13 protein-coding genes are annotated in these 17,352 nt (G+C 61.1%); 4 read left to right on the top strand and 9 right to left on the bottom strand.

Annotation, left to right across the window (positions count from 1 at the left end; genetic code table 11):
- Positions 1–58 precede the first annotated feature (58 nt).
- The 4 genes from FEF26_RS06450 to FEF26_RS06435 are packed head-to-tail and all read right to left on the bottom strand — an operon-like array spanning position 59 to position 3,818.
- The gene (locus tag FEF26_RS06450) at positions 59–838 is read right to left on the bottom strand and encodes an SDR family NAD(P)-dependent oxidoreductase (protein ID WP_138252726.1); all 780 of its coding nucleotides are present in this window, start codon (positions 836–838) and stop codon (positions 59–61) included.
- A 5-nt stretch (positions 839–843) separates the two neighbouring features.
- Entirely contained in the window at positions 844–2,322 is a 1,479-nt protein-coding gene (locus FEF26_RS06445; RefSeq protein WP_138252725.1) for a TRAP transporter large permease, read from the bottom strand.
- Complete coding sequence (locus FEF26_RS06440) at positions 2,322–2,810, bottom strand: TRAP transporter small permease (protein ID WP_138252724.1); 489 nt, start codon at positions 2,808–2,810, stop codon at positions 2,322–2,324. The genes FEF26_RS06445 and FEF26_RS06440 overlap by 1 nt, the downstream gene beginning before the upstream one ends.
- Before the next feature lie 3 nt (positions 2,811–2,813).
- The gene (locus FEF26_RS06435) at positions 2,814–3,818 is read right to left on the bottom strand and encodes a DctP family TRAP transporter solute-binding subunit (protein WP_138252723.1); all 1,005 of its coding nucleotides are present in this window, start codon (positions 3,816–3,818) and stop codon (positions 2,814–2,816) included.
- A 146-nt stretch (positions 3,819–3,964) separates the two neighbouring features.
- Between FEF26_RS06435 and FEF26_RS06430 the strand changes: the two genes are divergently transcribed.
- Positions 3,965–4,711 carry a FadR/GntR family transcriptional regulator gene (locus tag FEF26_RS06430; protein WP_166432940.1) on the top strand — a complete coding sequence of 249 codons (747 nt, stop codon included), beginning with the start codon at positions 3,965–3,967 and terminating at the stop codon, positions 4,709–4,711.
- 90 nt (positions 4,712–4,801) lie between these two features.
- On the opposite strand, the gene FEF26_RS06425 is transcribed toward FEF26_RS06430, so the two are convergent.
- Positions 4,802–6,049, bottom strand: coding sequence for a YeeE/YedE family protein (locus tag FEF26_RS06425; protein ID WP_138252721.1), 1,248 nt, complete (start codon positions 6,047–6,049; stop codon positions 4,802–4,804).
- Positions 6,050–6,126: 77 nt separating this feature from the next.
- On the bottom strand, positions 6,127–7,308 hold the full coding sequence (locus FEF26_RS06420; protein WP_138252720.1) for a sulfurtransferase: 1,182 nt from the start codon (positions 7,306–7,308) through the stop codon (positions 6,127–6,129).
- A gap of 354 nt (positions 7,309–7,662) precedes the next feature.
- Here FEF26_RS06420 and guaB point away from each other — a divergent pair, with 354 nt between their 5' ends.
- Entirely contained in the window at positions 7,663–9,210 is a 1,548-nt protein-coding gene (gene guaB, locus FEF26_RS06415; RefSeq protein WP_138252719.1) for an IMP dehydrogenase, read from the top strand.
- 12 nt (positions 9,211–9,222) lie between these two features.
- Positions 9,223–10,356: a GuaB3 family IMP dehydrogenase-related protein gene (locus FEF26_RS06410; protein WP_138252718.1), complete on the top strand. Its 1,134-nt coding sequence runs from the start codon at positions 9,223–9,225 to the stop codon at positions 10,354–10,356.
- 8 nt (positions 10,357–10,364) lie between these two features.
- Here FEF26_RS06410 and FEF26_RS06405 read toward each other — a convergent pair whose 3' ends face one another.
- Both FEF26_RS06405 and FEF26_RS06400 read right to left on the bottom strand, forming a co-directional pair.
- On the bottom strand, positions 10,365–11,576 hold the full coding sequence (locus tag FEF26_RS06405) for a hypothetical protein (RefSeq protein WP_138252717.1): 1,212 nt from the start codon (positions 11,574–11,576) through the stop codon (positions 10,365–10,367).
- An 84-nt stretch (positions 11,577–11,660) separates the two neighbouring features.
- Positions 11,661–15,734: an ExeM/NucH family extracellular endonuclease gene (locus FEF26_RS06400; RefSeq protein WP_138252716.1), complete on the bottom strand. Its 4,074-nt coding sequence runs from the start codon at positions 15,732–15,734 to the stop codon at positions 11,661–11,663.
- A 120-nt stretch (positions 15,735–15,854) separates the two neighbouring features.
- Between FEF26_RS06400 and FEF26_RS06395 the strand changes: the two genes are divergently transcribed.
- Positions 15,855–16,697, top strand: a complete 843-nt coding sequence (locus FEF26_RS06395; protein WP_138252715.1) for an NAD-dependent epimerase/dehydratase family protein — start codon at positions 15,855–15,857, stop codon at positions 16,695–16,697.
- A 15-nt stretch (positions 16,698–16,712) separates the two neighbouring features.
- Here the strand turns inward: FEF26_RS06395 and FEF26_RS06390 are convergent.
- Positions 16,713–17,352 (bottom strand): GNAT family N-acetyltransferase (locus FEF26_RS06390; protein ID WP_341805140.1); only part of this gene is annotated, 640 nt, incomplete at its 5' end.

Genomic DNA, 17,352 nt, shown 5'->3' with positions numbered 1-17,352 from the left:
TGGAGCCGCCGTTGAAGCCAAGGTGGCCTGATGGGCTGCTCAGTCATGGTTGGCCGACTTACCCAATGGCAGATCCTCCACAGACCTTGAGGGTCTCACCCGTGACGAAGCCGGCCCGGGGGGAGGCGAGGTAGGCCACAGCGGCAGAGATGTCCTCCGGGTCTCCCATTCGTTTGATCGCTTGGTTGCCCATTGCGTAATTCACGTCCGCGGTCAGCGGAGTGGCCACCGGACCTGGAGCGACAGAGTTGATCGTGATTCCGAGGGATCCTACGTCCTTGGCCACCCATTTGGTGAATGCAATGATCCCGCCCTTCGAAGCGGCATAGGCCGGTCCGGAGCGGCCGCCGCCCTCGCCTGATGAGAGTGGTCCCCCCATGATCCCGGAGATTGAGCTCACGTTGACGATCCGCCCGTAGCTCTGGTCTCGCATGTAGGGGTAGATGGCCGCTTGTGTGAACAGGTATGTGCCCTTCAAGTTGGTAGCGATGTCCCTTTCCCAGGTCTCATCGTCCATGGTTTCCAGAGTGATTCGGGCGGCGGTGCCCGCATTGTTCACTAGCACATCCAGACGGCCGAAATGCTCCACGACGTCGTGGACACATTGGCGCACCTGAGAGCGGCGGCGGACATCGACGGTCCACGATTCGGCGTTTTTGCCCAATCGAGCGGCAGCTTCGGCCGCTCCTTCGATGTCGACGAGGGCCACCTTAGCTCCAAGGGCAATCAGCTCCTGCGAAATCGCATAGCCGATTCCTCGGGCCGCTCCAGTGACCAGGCATACCTGTCCGGTGAAGTCCTTCGCTGAGGAGGTCGGCTCGGCGTTGGGGGTCGTCATGGGTGTCATGCTCCTAAGAGGTTCGGCAACCCGTTGCTGAGCTGCGGTATGAAGGTGACGAGCATCAGCACCACGAGCCCGGCCAGGAGGAATGGCCAGATGCCGCGTGTAGCTTCGGCGTAGGAAATCTTGGCAATGCTTCCAGCAACGAGCAGGTTGACTCCCACCGGTGGTGTTACCAGTCCTAGGGCCAGGTTGATGGTCATCATGACGCCAATGGTTGTGATGTCCATGCCAAGTTCGAGCAGCACCGGCACCAACAGGGGGACAAGGAGGTAGAACGCTGACACAGCATCCAAGAACATTCCTGCGATGAGAAGGATCAAGTTGATCAACAGGATCAGCAGTAGCGTGCTCTCCGTCAGGGAGAGCAGAGCGTCTGAAACGCGTGCCGCAATCTGGTTGCTGGTGATGACGTAGGCGTATAGGGATGCTGCCGCCACGATGATCATAATGCGGGACGACTGCACTCCAGCGGTGGTGAAGACTTTCCACAGTCCGCCGAACTTCAGTTCACGGTTCGTGAGCAGACCTACCAACAGTGCGTAGATCGATGCCACCGCCGCCGACTCTGTGGGCGTGAATATGCCGCCGTAGATTCCGCCCAGGATGATCACCGGCACTAAGAGTCCCGGAATGGCGCGCAGCAGCGCTCGGAGAATCTCACGCCACGGCGCTCTTCGTGAACGATTGCCCACCTCTGCATCCGGATCCACGGTGTCATCAAGGGTGATGATGCCTTTGGTGGCGGTCTCACTCTGTGGGCCGACGCCCGAGTTCGGAGTATCACCTCCTGACGCGGCGCTGGGTGATGACGCACCAAGCCCCAGGCGCCCCAATCCTTTGCTGACGTTGAGATTCGCATTGGTGGTGAGCTGCTCCAGCTGACGCGGAAGGTAGCGCGCCACAATGTAGAACGCCAGGCCCATGAGGATGCCCGGCACGACACCCGCCATGAACAGTCGGCTGATGGAGACTCGCTGATGGTCACTTGCCACGACCGCGAACACGATGAACGCGATGCTCGGTGGAATGACGATTCCCATACCACCGGCGCTTGCCAAGAGTGAGGCGGCATGTCGTTTGGAATAGCCATGCCGGACGAGAGCCGGAATCAAGACGGCACCTAGGGCGGCGACCGTCGCGGGTCCAGAGCCTGAAATTGCAGCGAAGAGAAGCGCTGCGATGATGGCGGTCAGCGCGAGACCGCTCTTGTGGTGTCCTACGCACTTGTCGGCCAACTCCACCAGGCGCGTCGAGATGCCTGTGAGCTCCATAATGACCCCGGCGAGGATGAAGAACGGAATTGCCAGAAGAGTCTCAGACGACATGGAAGCAAACATGACCCCCGACGCCGGATTGAGGGCGTGGGTGCCGCTGGCATAGAGAATGGTGATCGCAGCTGACAGGCCCATCGAAAACGCGATTGGGATTCCTACACACACCAGGATCAGGAAACTACCGACCAGGATGAGTTCGATCATTAAACACTAGCCTCCTGTTTGAGGGCGGCCATACGGATCTGGGAAAAACCAGCTTGCACCGCGCGGATGGCCCCCAACGCCGCTCCGACTGGCAGAGCCATTGAGAAGATCCACTGGGGAACTCCCAGCGCCGGCGTCACACGACCCTGGACAAATTGTCGAGAAGTCATCTCCCAGCCCAACCACAAGAAGAGCAGAAAGAATGAGAGAGTTGCCGCGGCCACGAGACTGATAAGGATCGTCCGGACCAGCCCTTTGGAAACGGACGGCAGAAGGTCGAAGCTGGGGTGGCTGCCGAGTCGGACGCCTGCGGCGGCCCCGACCATAGTCAGTAGCACTGCCAGGTTGACTACTATCTCAGTGGTGAACGCGAGAGAGCCGTGAAGCAGATAACGGCTGACGACGTTGGCGAAGTAGACCACTGTCATCGTGGCAAACGCGGCCACGATGACAGTGTTCTCCACACTTGTGAGGATCCTGTCGAACATGTTTTACTCCGGCTGGACGGCCTCGAACAGATCTTCTGTCCAGTCGTCCTCGTGAGTGTCATAGACAGGTTCCATGGCCTCGCGGAATTCCTCTACCTGATCTTCGGATAGTTCCACGACCTCCATGTCTTCGCTCAGTTCAGCGAGCTGCTCCTCTTCGCGCGCACGATTCTGTTCGATCTGGTGAGCATTGGCCTCAGCGGCAGCGTCTTGGATAATCTGCTGATCGTCTTCGCTTAGAGATTCGTAGAGGTCCGCATTCATGCCCAAGATGAGCGGATCGTAAACGTAATTCCATACGGTCAGGTGGCCTTGGACCTCATCGAGACCGCTCGAGTAGATCACATCGTAGGGATTCTCCTGGCCGTCAATGGTCCCGGTCTCAAGTGATGTGTAGACCTCGGCAAAGTTCATGGTGGTGGGATCCGCACCGAGTTCGTTGAATATGTTGAGGAATAGGCTGGAACCAGGGACGCGCACAACGAGGTTCTGCAGATCCTCCGGGGTGGTGACCGCGGTGTCGGTAGTGGTTAGCTGCCGAAAGCCCGACTCGCCGAACCCGAGCATCTCGACCCCAATCTCGCGGCTCAGTTCGGCGTAGGCATCTCCCGCTGAAGCCTCAATAGTTGCCTCGGCCTCCTCGTAGTCTGAGTACAGGAATGGGGCGTTGATCGCGCTGAACCGGGAATCCAGCCCGTCGTAGATAATCGTGGAGTTGTAGGAGAAGGCCTTGTCCCCGTTCATCAGCTGCTCTACGCCGGTTGCAGGGTCCCCGCCGGAAAGCTGCTCATTGGCGTGGATGTTTATTTCCATGCGCCCATCGGAGTCCTCGTTGAGTCGATCGGCGAACAGCTCAGCTGCCTCGTACCAGGTGGAATTCTCACTGGTAGTGACGGTGAAGTCCCACGTGTAGCTCTCTTCACCGTCGTCATCACCTCCGTCTCCGCCGCACGCGCTGAGCGCGAGCGTAGTAAGAGGCAGTAGGGCGAGTGGGGCGAAACGTTTCACGGTCTCTCCTTTGTTTGGAATAAGTGTCCTGAGTCACAGCATGAAGACTGTGTGAAGTGTGTCACTGTCTGGTAATACCAGTCAACTTGAGGGGATGAATGGCCCCTTTGGTTACGACTCGCTGGTTATTGCCCTACGATCGATGCATGAAACAGATGCCCGATGTTTCCTCCAACGGTCGAGACCAAAAAACTCGAGGCGAGCCTTTTACTGCCGCCCATTTCAGTGATCCGATACTCGGCGACCTCGTTGAATTGCTGCGAACCAAGGAGCCTGGAGACCGGATGCCGAGTGAACGTGAGTTGGCTGCGAGGTTGGGTGTGAGTCGTACGGCTCTGCGTGATCGCATAGGGCAGCTCGAAGCTTTTGGGGTCCTGGAAAGACGCGAAAGGGAGGGCGCAATCTATACTGGGCTCCGTCCGGAGAAAATGGGCGAGGTCTTGATCCTTGGCCTTATCTCTTCGGAGATTCACGTAGAATCGTTGAGCGCTGTCCGCCACGCGCTGGAGCGTGAAGCTGCTATTCTTGCTGCAACAAGACCAGATTTATCTGGAATAGAAAGTATGAGAAATGCGCTGCTTGAGATGCATCAAAGCCAGCATGGATCAGATATTTTCTCCGCAGATGTTGAATTTCATGAGGGTCTTTTTGTGGCTTCAAACTCGTCTGGCCTGATCTTCCTTGCCCGTGTGCTCCGTGCTGTTCTCCAGGGCACTCTCAGGTTTGTGACGCTCGCTGAGGAGCGCGACATGGTGCGGCAGCTGCACAGCGACATTCTTGCTGCCATTGATGCACGCGACCCTGAGGCGGCCCGCCTTGCCATAGATCGGCATTTCGAACAGCTTGAGGTGCTGTTCGAGAAAGATGCCCGCCACCGTGCCCTGGAGCAGTGATCTTCGACTGCGGTGACCTACCGGAGGCACGAGAGAAGGAGAGAGTCCGGGCAGTTTGATACGCGTGACGATGTTCGTTGCTCCGGCCCTTCAGTCCGGGAACGCGCCGGGGGCGGCCTTGCGGTGAAGGCCGAAGCGGAATCCCAGCCCGGATGCCACCAGAATTGCTGCGCCGAACACCCAGCCGGAGAGCGCAAACGCGTGAGTTCCGGACAGCAGCACACCAATAGTGCAGCCAAGGCCAATCATCGAGCCCCAACCGAGCAGGATGCCACCAGCGAATGCCGTGCTGGAGTTGAAGGCTGTGGCCTTCTCCACTCGGAATCTGCGCCCAGGCAGGGCCGCCGCCAGGGAGGCCAAGACGATGCCCAGAATCAGCCAGCCATTGGTGGTGATGGTGTGCGTCACCACAGCCACACATCCGGCCAGCCGTTCATCTAGGCCCGGCATGAACTGATCCAGCCAACCAACCTCTGTCATGCCGGTCCTGGTCAGTGAGGAAATCTGCTGAGTGACGCCCAGAGGCTGGTCCTTGTAGTAGGCCAAAATCGCCAGCAGGCCTACGGCGACCCCCGTGGTGAGCGCTGGCCAGCGTTTGAAGAACACCAGTCTGCGCAGCTCGGTGGCGTCCACGGTGCGGTCTGCACGGCCCTGCACGCGGGGATTCCAACGCAGCAGCCATACACCGATCGCTGCCAGCACCCCGAGTTGGACCAGCACCGCAAGTGCGTACCCGTTACCGGCAGGCAACCACGGGACCGGCGCACCCAGAATGAAGTGGGAGTACATGAAGTCCCAACTCAGGAAGCCCAGGCCAAAGCCGACCACTACGCCACCCAGGGCCGGGATGGATCGCAGGTGTCCTTCCGGCAGTCGGTACAGGTGGCCTGCTATGCACCCCCCGGAGATCACCATTCCCACACCGAAGGCGAGCCCGGCGACCACCAGGGCAATCGAGACCGGCGCGATATGCGCATCAGATGGAACGTTGTCAGCACTGGGGGTGGGTATCCGGGTGGAGAAGATGGCCGCATAGCCGATCATGCCTACCGCGATGGAGACCAGAATGGCGTACATTCCGCGACTGTTCTTCTTCTCGAACAGGTCCCGGAAGATGCAGAAGAAGCAGTATCGGCCTCGCTCGAACAGGATGCCGAGACCAGCACCGATCAGCAGCATCAGCGCGGCGTTAGACCCGCCGAGGCCTTCCCCATCGGTAGCGGCGAGATACCCAGCGAGTCCGAGCAGGGCTGCGGCCACGGACACGGCGATCGAAGTGCGAACTGTGTCCGCCCTCGTCCAGCCGAGTTCTCTGTCAGCCTTCACCTCAACAGTCATGGAAATCCTTTCGGTGCGCGCAGGAACCGGGCCTGCCGAAGCAGACCCGGTTCACTCGACGGTGTGATGTGAGCAGCTCAGTCGCCGGACTGGCCCCAGAGGCCTGCCCGCTCGCCTGATGTGTTGGCCACCGGAACGCCTACGCTGTTGCCCCATTCGGACCAGGATCCGTCGTAGACCTTGACTTCTTCACCGAGGATTTGGCTCAGGGCGTACCAAGTGTGGGAGGCACGCTCGCCGATGCGGCAGTAAGCGATGGTGGGGTTGTTGAAGTCCACGCCGGCGTCTTCGTAGATGGCGCGGATCTCCTCGGCTGGGAGGAACTCACCGGTCTCCTCGTCAACGATCTGCGTCCAGGTGACATTGACCGAGCCGGGGATATGACCCCAGATGGCGGCCCCTTCGCCCTGGAAAATATCTGGATCCACGCCGATTTCTCCGGTGTGTTCCTCAGCGGAGCGAATGTCGACCAGGTTGACCCCGGCCGTGGACTCGCCGTCGGATGCTGCGTTCTCTTCGGCAATTTCCAGAACTTCGGGCTGGAAGGCGCGAATATCGTGGTTCTGCGTCTCAGCCTCGAAGTTCCCTTCCGGAACGGAGGGCACATCCTCCACCAGCTCGCGCTCATCGTAGAGCTCCCATTTGTGCAGCCCGCCGTCGAGCAGCTTGACGTCTTCCACCCCGTAGAGGTTGAACACCCAGGAGGCATATGCGGCGAACCAGTTGTTGTTATCGCCGTAGAGGACCACCGTGCTGTCATCGTTGATGCCGAGCGACTGGGCGAGTTCGGTGAACTCATCTGCTGAGATGAACTCCCGGGTGTTGGGCTGGGTGAATTCCTCTGACCACTCCACGTACTGGGCTTGGGGGATATGCGCCTCGGAGTAGGGGGTGAGTTCTGAGGACGGTAGGTTCTCCGAGACATCCAGCAGCACAATGTCCTGTTCGTGGAGGTCTCCCTCGTCGAGACGCTCGGCGAGCCACTCGGTGGTGGCAAGCGGCTCATCGGTGTGGACGTCCTCGAACCCGCGGTTCTCACCTGGGATTTCGGCCTCGGTGACCGTCGTGGCGGCTTCCCCTGCGGTGGTTCCGGAGCCACCGGTGGTGGTCTCGGCGTCGTTGTCTGCGGTCGAGTTGGCCACAACGAATCCGGCGGTGCCCGCCAGAGCGGCTGTGGCGATCACCGCGATTGCCGTCTTGCCTGCGGTACCCGGACCTGTGCCGGTGGGCGTGGGGGAGGTGCTCTCTTCAGTGCTCATGGGTCTGCCTTTCACATTCTGTGGTGTGTTTGTCCCCACTATGCGGGAATATCTTCAAGAGCATAGAAGATAAGTTCATATATGTTCATATTCAGTGTTCAAGGCCCGAGTTCGGCTTCCTGATCCGCACACACCACCCGTTGCTGCATCCCGCGTCTCGGAATGTGGGAAACTCGCGCTCACATCGGTTGAGTTCCCCACATCCCGAGACGCATTTTCCGGTGGGGGCGCCGTCTGGAGTGGGAGGATGTCCGGTGGGGCGCCGTCCGGGGCTGGCGTTCCGCGTTCTGGGGTTCTGCGTTATGGCCAGGAATCCGGTGCCGAGTAGACTGGCACAGGCTCGGTACCGAGCCGATGCGAACGACTCCGAGAGGCCCCACTTTGAGCCACATCCATGACGAGGGACACGACCCCTTCGCCCTGGTCGGTCTGACCTATGATGACGTGCTGCTGCTGCCGGGTGAGACTGACGTCCTGCCGTCCGATGCGGACACCTCCACCAGGCTGACCCGCAACATTCAGCTCTCAGCACCGGTGGTCTCGGCCGCGATGGACACCGTCACTGAGGCGCCCATGGCGATCGGTCTGGCACGGCTGGGCGGCATCGGCATCATCCACCGGAACCTCTCCATTGAGGATCAGGTCAAACAAGTTGATCAGGTCAAACGCTCCGAGTCCGGGATGATCTCCGATCCGGTGACGATCCGCCCAGACGCCACCATCGCTGAGCTGGACGAGATCTGCGGCCACTACCGCATCTCCGGCCTGCCGGTGGTCGATGACAACGGCACCCTGGTCGGCATCATCACCAACCGCGACATTCGCTTCATCCCAGATGCCGACTACTCCACCCTCACCGTGCGCGAGAAGATGACACGTGTGCCGCTGGTGACCGCCAAAGAGGGCATCTCCAATGATGAGGTTCTGCGGATCTTCAGTGAGCACCGGATTGAGAAGCTGCCGCTGGTGGACGACGACGGCCGCCTCACCGGACTGATCACCATCAAAGACTTTGATAAGGCTGACAAGTACCCTCAGGCGACCAAGGATGAGGAAGGCCGCCTCCGTGTGGGAGCCGCCGTCGGTTTCTTCGGCGACGGCTATGAGCGCGCCATGAGTCTGATCGAGGCTGGCGTGGACGTGCTGGTGGTGGACACCGCCAACGGTCATACCCGAGGCGTGCTGGAGATGATCTCCAAGCTGAAGTCCGATCCGGCCGCCAAGGGCACCGACGTCATCGGTGGCCAGGCTGCTACCCGCCAAGGGGCGGCTGCACTGGTCGAGGCCGGCGCAGATGCGATCAAAGTCGGCGTAGGACCAGGCTCCATCTGCACCACCCGCGTGGTGGCTGGTGTTGGCGTGCCTCAGGTGACGGCGATCTATGAGTCTGCCAAAGCCGCGATCCCAGCGGGAGTGCCGGTGATCGCCGACGGCGGCCTGCAGCACCCTGGTGATATCGGCAAGGCCCTGCTGGCTGGCGCGGATTCGGTGATGCTGGGTTCACTTCTGGCTGGCGCGGCGGAATCACCGGGTGACCTGGTGTTCTACAACGGCAAACAGTTCAAGGCCTACCGCGGCATGGGGTCTTTGGGCGCCATGCAGACGCGCGGGAAGAACACCAGCTATTCCAAGGACCGTTACTTCCAGGCGGATGTGCCCAGTGATGAGAAGCTCATCCCGGAGGGAATCGAAGGTCAGGTGCCCTACCGTGGTCCGCTCTCAGCGGTGCTGCACCAGCTCACCGGCGGGTTGCGTCAAACCATGTTCTACGTGGGCGCGCACTCGATTCCTGAGCTCAAAGCCAAGGGCAAATTTGTTCGCATCACTACGGCCGGGCTCAAGGAGTCCCACCCGCATGACGTGATGATGACCGTCGAATCTCCAAACTACCGGGGTAAGTAAGGAAGCACACCTGTGAACGAGATCCCTATCGGATTGGCCAAGTCCGGACGCCGGGCCTGGGCGCTCGACGACGTCAACATCACCCCATCGCGCCGCACGCGCAGTCCGCAGGATGTCTCCTTGGACTGGCGGATTGATGCGTACAACTTTTCCATGCCGGTCATCGGGGCTCCGATGGACTCGGTGATGTCACCGTCAACGGCCATAGCCTTGGGCAAGCTCGGTGGTCTGGGGGTACTCAACCTTGAAGGCCTGTGGACTCGCTACGAGGATCCTGAGCCGGTGTTGGAAGAGATCGCGCAGTTGGACGCCCGTGAGATTTCGCCGGCCAACACGCGCCGGTTGCAGCAGCTGTACTCTGAGCCGATCAAGGCTGAACTGATCACGGCGCGGCTGGCGGAGATGCGCGCTGCCGGCGTCGTTGTTTCTGGGTCGTTGACTCCGCAGAACACTCAGGAGTTCTACCAGACGGTGGTTGACGCCGGGGTGGATATGTTCGTCATTCGCGGCACCACCGTGTCTGCGGAGCATGTCTCAGAGTCGCAGAATCCCTTGAACCTCAAGGACTTTATCTATGAGCTCGATGTTCCGGTCATTGTGGGCGGCGCCGCTGGGTATACCCCTGCGCTGCACCTGATGCGCACCGGTGCTGCTGGTGTGCTGGTCGGGTTCGGCGGAGGCAGCGCGACGACGACGCACCGCGCCTTGGGCATTCGAGTTCCGATGGCCACCGCCATCAGTGATATTGCGGCTGCTCGCCGGGACTACCTGGATGAGTCCGGTGGGCGGTATGTGCATGTGATCGCCGACGGCGGCCTGGGTTCCTCCGGTGACATTGTGAAGGCACTTGCCATGGGCGCGGACGCGGTCATGCTCGGCGCCAGTTTGGCCCGCGCTGAGGAGGCACCCGGCCAGGGATGGCACTGGGGACTGGAGGCCGTGCACCCGAACTTCCCGCGCGGGCACCGCACTCGAGTGGGCACTGTGGGTTCGTTGGAAGAGGTGCTGCTGGGTCCGGGCCATCACACCGACGGGTCCTCAAACCTCATGGGTGGTCTGCGGCACGCCATGGCTTCCTGCGGGTATGTGGAGCTGAAACCCTTCCAGCGCGTCTCGGCGACAGTGTCGCCCCTGGGCAAGATCTGAGGGCCTACCTAGGCTCTGTTGCGCCGCCAAAGCACGTAGGCTGCGGAAGCGATCAGCACCAGTCCGCCAATGACGGCCGTGATCAGTGCCCAAGGACTTCCGAGGTCACTGCCGGATGTCTGTTCGGCGTCGGCTGCCTCTGAATCTTCATTTTCTGAGTCTGTGGTGTCAGCGGTGGGACTGGTCTCGGAGTTCTCTTCTGCGCCGGGGTCGTCGGCGTCTTCTCCGGAATCGTCCTGGTCACCGTCGGCTCCGGGGACTGAGTCGGGGATCGGCCATATGTTGCGGTCGGAGTAGGCGGGGTCAGAGTCATCGACTCCAGGGTCATCGGTCTGCAGGGCGTTGCCGTCGGCGCTGACGGCGAACGGCGTCCACGCCACGACCCCGGCGTCCTCATGTGTGGCGACCAGCCCGTAGATGCCGTTGTAGTCGGCGCCGTCGCTGTCCACCATGGTGCGCCAGGGGGTGTCTCCAGGGCGCACGAACGCTCCGTCGCCTGCCGGTTCTGTTGCCAGGAATCTCGCGTCCTCACCGTCGGGCGGAAGCAGCCAGAGGTCTGCTCGCCCCTCCACACCGTCGATCTGCAGAGTGAAGGTCTCATCCAGCGGGAGGACCGGATCCTCCTGATTGATGCTCACCAGTCCGTAGCCCTGCTCCGTCAGCGAATCCAGGGTGGGTGGCTCAGTACTGGGTTCCAGGTTCTCTGCGATATCCGGGAGGGGCCAGTGTTCGCCGGGGCCGCCTGCAAGGTCGCCTCCGTCTGGTGTGAGCACCGGGTAGCTGCTCCACGTGATGAGGTCTCCGGTGGACTCGTCCAGGGCGAGGAACGCGTACCACCCTGTGGCTGGAACCTCTGCCCGCGGCAGGGTGACCTCGATCAGTTCGACCTCCCAATCGGTGGCGGTCTCTGCGCCGGGATTGGTGTAGATGTCCGATTCCGTCTCTCCGGAGCCGATGAGCACCGGGTTGTCCTCCTCAGGGGAGTAGACCCAGACCTCGACGCTGTCGGGGATCTCGTAAGGCTCCGCTGCGATCATCAGGTCCAGGGGTTCGTCGGTGGGAAACGCACTGACTCCTTCCGCCAGCAGGACCCCGCCGTAAACATCGGAGCTCAGGGCCACCTGCTCGTGGTCCTGTTCGTCGGCGTGGGCCGACGCGGGTGAGATCAGAACGACGACGCCCGCCGCACCTAGACCACCGAGTAGCTGCCTGTGTGCCATGCTGAAGAGCTCCTTGTCAGGGACCTTTTCGTCTTGACACTAGCAATACCCCGGTCGGTCCGCTAGGGCTGTGAGGTGATCTAGTTAGTCGATCGATTCCAGGTCGTGGCGGGAGGCGCGGAGGATCACAGCGCCTACCCCGAGCAGCATGAGCGCGGCCAATACAATGGCTCCGATGGTCGCACCGGTGATGGCCAATCCGGTGCTGATGCCTGAGTCCTCAGCGCTGGGAGTTTCGCTGGCGTCCGGGTCTCCGGCCCCGGCGCCGTCATCCTCTGCAGAGTCGTCGCCTTCTTCAGCAGGGGTCTCACCTTCAGCTGGGGGAGACTGGCTGCTGGCGAAGGCGATATCCGCCACGATCGGGTCATGGTCGGAGGACCGCCACTGGTCCTCGCGGAAGATATCGCTGGCAGTGTAGTTGAAGCGTGAGTACTCCAGTGCGATCGGCTCGACCGCATTGATCTGCCAAATTTCGGTGCTGGTGACAGACTCTGCGGCACTGGGGGAGGAGATCAGATGATCCAGTGAACCCACCTCAGCCTGGAACATGTAGCTGAAGTCACCTGAGGCGGCAGAGAGGTTGCTGTAGGCGGCGTCGGTGAACACCTGCAGCGGGTCCTCATTCTCGTAAGAGTTGAAGTCGCCCATCAGGTGCACGTTCTCCGTGCCGGTGGAGTCTACTAAGGCATCAGCGAAAGCCTGCACCCCCTCAGCTTGTGCAATTCGGTCCACATTCCAGGGGGACTGGCCGTCACCCTGATCAGCATTGGGATCATCATCCTCGACGCCGGAGGCGCCTTTGGACTTGAAGTGGTTGACGATCGCGATGAACTGGTCCTCCTGGCTTCCATCGACCGGCTGGAACTGAACGGCGAAGGGTTCGCGGGCATTGGAGTAGATGTCGTCCAAGTCGCGGTCGAGCGCATCGAAGTACTCGGCGTTGAGCTCGGAGATACCGTCATCGAACAGTATCCAGCTGTCGACCACCTCGAGCGCCTCGGGTTTGTAGATATAGCCGTTGCGGATGACGTCCTCTGTCTCCAGGTCCGGGACTGCGTCGGGTTCGGCGACGAAGTCCCAGGCCTCGTAGCCGAGGTCCTCGTTGAGCGCGTCCACGAGCTCCGCGTGGGCGAAGTCCCGGTTGCCGTCCGAGTGGAAGTGTCCGGAGTTCTCCATTTCTTGCAGTGCGACCATATCGGCGTCCATGGCGTTGATCGCAGCTACGATCTTGGCTTCTTGGCGTTCGAAGGACTCCTGGCTCCATGCCCCGCGCACCTCACACCAGTCGGCGGTGGTGGGGTTGCCCTCGCGGTCGGCGTTGAACTCGCAGCCGGGCTCATCCTCACCCAGACTCACAAAGTAGTTCAGCACGTTGAACCCGGCGATGCGCAGGTCAGCTTGTGGCTCGCCGGGTGTTTCATTGCCGGTGCGAGTGTTCTCGAAGCTCGCCGGTGTGGCTGGGTCCTCCGGGCCGTCGAGTCGTGTGGTGGGCTGCAGCCGGTATTCGTCGAAGTCGTAGTGCAGGATCACCGGTTGCTCGAACTCGACCCCAGCTCCCACCCGCACCGGATCTTCAGCGGTGATGTAGGGCAGTTCCAGATCTGAGGTCTGGAAGTCGTTGGTCGCGCCATCGTCCAGATAGAGCAGACGTTCCCGGTTCTCCTCCGCGAGCTGCACGGCCGGTTCGCCAGGCTCGACCACTGAGGTGGGGTTGAACAGCGGGTCAGCGCCGGCGACAATGCCGATCTCACCGAATCGGTTGAGTGTGTAGTGATCGGTGACCGTGTAGTCGCCCTGCGGGGCGATGAGCATTCCTAGGAGAGCATCGCGTTCATCTGCGGTCTCTGGGACTTGGATCTGCGCCGGAGTGACCGGGTCAAAGTCTTCATCATCGAGCACCATCAGCTCGTGATGCGGTGTCTGATCCGAGTCCGGGAAGAGGCTGATCTGTTTCTGGCCACTGGCCTCGTGCACGGTGGCATCGCCGGTGAGCTCCACGTAGTCGCCGATCTCTACCTCAGCATCACCGGGTTCATCGCCCACGGTGGGTGGGGAGTAGACGAAGATCGCCTCTGAGCTTTCATGGGTCTCCAGATCCAGGTTACCGCCGGTGCCCTCGGCTTGGATGTAGAACCCGGAGCGGCTTCGCTCATTGGGGTAGACGGCGGTCACCACTCCACGGGTGGTCACTGGCACATCGCCGGTGGATTCATGCTCATCCAAGAGGTCGACGACCTCAGCAATGTCAGCCTCTTCTGCCTCCTGGGCTTCGGCGCTGACTTGGATGGACAGCTCCACCTCAGTGCTCGTGACAGGCTCAGTGAGCACCAGTGGCAGTTCCCCGCTGTTGCCGGTCTCGTTCGGAACCTCGAGACGCACCTCCGCCTGGCCGCGCTCATCAGTTTCGTCGACGTAGCTGTCGTCAATGTCAAACTCTTCAGCGACCGATTCGCCCAGCTCAACCTGCAGCGTCTCACCGATAGGCATATCCGGGTGGGAGAAGGCGAGCGATGAGATGTTCAGGGCGAGTTCATCACCAGGGGAGTAGACGGCGTCGTCATCAGTGACCCATTCGATGCCCATACTGCCGCGTTCGGTGCCGGGCTCCAGGGTACCGGCCTCGCGACCGTATTCGACGATGGCTTCGAGGTCGTTCTGTCCGGTGTCGTTGGCCTGCGCCGCGTCTTCGGTGACCGTGAGTCCGCCACCACCGGCCGCCATATAGCTGTTCATGGTCACCTCGTAGGTGCCTTCAGGGTCTACTGGTTCGCCGTCGATCCACACATCGGTGATCCGCTGGCCGGACGCGGCCTCGGGGTCGTAGGTGTAGAACACGTTGCTGGATTGCCCGTGCCGGGAGAAGCGGCCCTGATCATCGCGCCACTGCTGTTCAAACAGGGTGTAGATCTGCTCACCGCTGAAGGTGAGGTTAACCAGGGTGTTGGCGAAGGGCTGGACGGTTCCCAAGTCGCGGACGGTGACATCGCCCAGCGGTAGGTCAGCGCGTAGACCGCCGGAGTTGGTGATGGCGAAGTCCACATCAGGGTTGGTGGTCTGGGCCGCCCAGAGCTGCGCGTCAGCGACCAGCTCACCCACGGAGGAGGCTGCCCCACGGTTCTCTGAACCGTCACCGTTCTGGGCCCGGGCGAACGGAATGTCTCCTGGAACATTGGCGACCACTTCGGATCCCAGCTCGTCAGCCACGGCTTCGGCGTCGGCGACGATCTGGTCTACCTCTGGGTGGGAGTCGCAGGCGAGTTCATCGGAGTCCAGGTCGATCAGCCGAGCCTGGGAATCGACGACCTCTCCGGTGTCGGTGTCATAGGAGATCTCCACCAGGGAGAGGTTCTCGCCGTACTCGCCCGCCTGGAGCAGATGCATGCCGTCGACATCATGCACATACGTCTGGTGGGTGTGCCCGGAGAACATGGCGTCAATCTCTGGATGCGCATTGAAGATCAGGTCTCCGAACGCGCTTCCGGAGGCGGAGTCCAGGCTGGAACCTGGCAGACCTTCGTGCACCAGGACGGTGACTACGTCAGCGAGATCGTTCTCGGTGAGGTAGTCAGCGTAGTAGTTGGCTTCCTCTGACATGGAAGTCCACTCAATATGGGATATGCCCTCCGGGTTGACCAGCCGCGGCATGTCTTCAGTGTTCAGGCCGATGAAGCCGATGCGCACACCGTCGACTTCGATCACTTCATAGGGGGCGTAGAGGTGCTCACCAGTAGCGACGTCCCGAGCGTTGGCGCCGAGCCAGGGGAAGTCTGACAGCGGCACAATCCGGTCATCGAAGTCTTCAGCACCCTGGTCGAACTCGTGGTTTCCCAAGCTGGTGACGTCTAAGCCCATGGCGTTGAACGCATCAATAGTGGGCTCGTCCTCCTGGATGAAACTGGTGAAGGTGGAGGCACCGACCTGGTCGCCTGACCCGGTGAACACGGTGTTGGGGTTCTGCTCCCGGTAGGCGTCCACGGTGCAGGACATGGTGGAGGCGGACTCTTCCAAACGGCCGTGAAAGTCATTGGTGTTGATGAGCTGAAGTTCGACGACGCCGTCTTGGGTTTCTTCGGTTTCTGCCCCCGCAGTTGCGGTGGAGACACCAAGGAAGGCGAGTGTCAGGCTACTGAGTGTGAAGGCTTTTGTCTGGAAGAGCACAGGTCCTACCTTAGCCAGATCAACGTGAACGCTGTGCGACAACAACCTGAATGCTGTCCCAGAGAGCCACAGTATGGTGGTGTCACGAGATTCTGAGCGCAATGGACAGGATGAGACAGCATGCGGATCGCAGTGACAGGATCAACAGGAAAATTGGGCACCGTTGTGGCGCGTGAGCTGCGCGCAGCTGGTCACGAGGTGATCGGTCTGGACGTTCAGGGTGTCCGTGGAGCGGGTTTCGTGAAGGTGGACCTGACGGACTACGGGGAGGTGATTGACGCCCTCGGTGGTGTCGGTGATCGGCACGACGGCGTCGACGCGCTGGTTCACCTTGCTGCAGTCCCGGCGCCGGGCATTCGCCCGGATGTTTCAACTTTCCACAACAACATCACTGCTAGCTTCAATGTGTTCTGGGCGGCTACGCGTCTGGGCATTGACCGCATTGTCTATGCCTCAAGTGAAACTGTTCTCGGCCTGCCCTTCGACACGCCTCCGCCGTATATTCCGGTGGACGAGGAGTACCCTGCTCGCCCTGAGTCAACGTACTCGCTGGTGAAGCACCTTGAGGAGCAGATGGCGATCGAGCTCGTGAGGTGGAACCCCGATTTGTCCATCACTGCGCTGCGCTTCTCAAATGTCATGAACCCCGAAGACTACGCGGCCTTCCCCGATTTCGATGCGGACGCAAGGCTCCGCAAATGGAACCTCTGGGGCTACATCGACGCCCGAGACGGAGCCCAGGCCATCGAGCGAACCCTGGACGTCGCTGGACCAGGCTTTGAGCGCTACATCATCGCTGCGGCTGACACAGTGATGTCGCGACCCAATACAGAACTCGTGGCTGAGGTCTTCCCGGACGTCCCTCTGCGCGGTGAGCTCGGGGTCAATGAGACGTTACTCTCCATTGACAAAGCTCGCCGCGAGTTGGGCTACAACCCGCAGTACTCATGGCGCGACTCCTGAGGTGCTAGGCAACCGCTAGAGTCGTCGCTCCATGGACCAGATGTGCGGACCTGGGCCGTCGCTGTTGTGACTGACGGTGTGAAAACCGTGCCGGTGGTAGAGGTCGACGTTGCGCTGGTCCGAGGTCTGGAGCACAACAGCTTGCGCGCCCTGAGCGGTAACAGCATCGATTCCCTGCCTGATCAGGACGCATCCCAAGCCTCTACCTTGATGGCGTGGGTCCACCCCGAGGGTGGCGAGCACCCACGCCCCTGGCACCGGTGTGCTCTCGGTGAGCCGGTTGATTCGTGAGCCGTGCAGTTCCACAATCTCCTGCGTGACAGTGCTGTCAGGTTCGGGCGCATCTGGGGGAAGCAGGGCGAGGACTCCGCGGCAACTCTCAGCGACCATCACGACCCCGTGTTGCCGGGCATGCTCCAGGCACAGACTCTGCAGCCGATGCAGCCGGCCCATGTAGCCGTCTTCCGGTATCACCCAGCGTGTCCACGGGTAGTCCTGGAAGGCCGCAGCAAGAGTGTCAGCCGCTGGGGCTACATCGAGTGCTGTGGCGTGGCGGACCGAGGCCTCCATGAGCAGTGTCCTTCTTTCCGGGTTATAGGCAAGAATGTGTGTACACGTTGGCCCCGGATCCTTGATCTGACGCCGATGTAGGGTC

Source organism: Nesterenkonia salmonea (genome assembly GCF_005771525.1).
GTDB lineage: Bacteria > Actinomycetota > Actinomycetes > Actinomycetales > Micrococcaceae > Nesterenkonia > Nesterenkonia salmonea.
The sequence above is the reverse complement of the archived record's forward strand: the minus strand, read 5'-3'. Positions and strand labels throughout refer to the sequence as shown.

What these genes read in the sequence shown, in the direction of transcription:
- FEF26_RS06450 (WP_138252726.1), bottom strand. Translation starts at nt 838, where the DNA reads ATGACGACCCCCAACGCCGAGCCGACCTCCTCAGCGAAGGACTTCACC.
- FEF26_RS06445 (WP_138252725.1), bottom strand. Translation starts at nt 2,322, where the DNA reads ATGATCGAACTCATCCTGGTCGGTAGTTTCCTGATCCTGGTGTGTGTA.
- FEF26_RS06440 (WP_138252724.1), bottom strand. Translation starts at nt 2,810, where the DNA reads ATGTTCGACAGGATCCTCACAAGTGTGGAGAACACTGTCATCGTGGCC.
- FEF26_RS06430 (WP_166432940.1), top strand. Translation starts at nt 3,965, where the DNA reads ATGAAACAGATGCCCGATGTTTCCTCCAACGGTCGAGACCAAAAAACT.
- FEF26_RS06425 (WP_138252721.1), bottom strand. Translation starts at nt 6,049, where the DNA reads ATGACTGTTGAGGTGAAGGCTGACAGAGAACTCGGCTGGACGAGGGCG.
- FEF26_RS06420 (WP_138252720.1), bottom strand. Translation starts at nt 7,308, where the DNA reads ATGAGCACTGAAGAGAGCACCTCCCCCACGCCCACCGGCACAGGTCCG.
- guaB (WP_138252719.1), top strand. Translation starts at nt 7,663, where the DNA reads ATGCGAACGACTCCGAGAGGCCCCACTTTGAGCCACATCCATGACGAG.
- FEF26_RS06405 (WP_138252717.1), bottom strand. Translation starts at nt 11,576, where the DNA reads ATGGCACACAGGCAGCTACTCGGTGGTCTAGGTGCGGCGGGCGTCGTC.
- FEF26_RS06395 (WP_138252715.1), top strand. Translation starts at nt 15,855, where the DNA reads ATGCGGATCGCAGTGACAGGATCAACAGGAAAATTGGGCACCGTTGTG.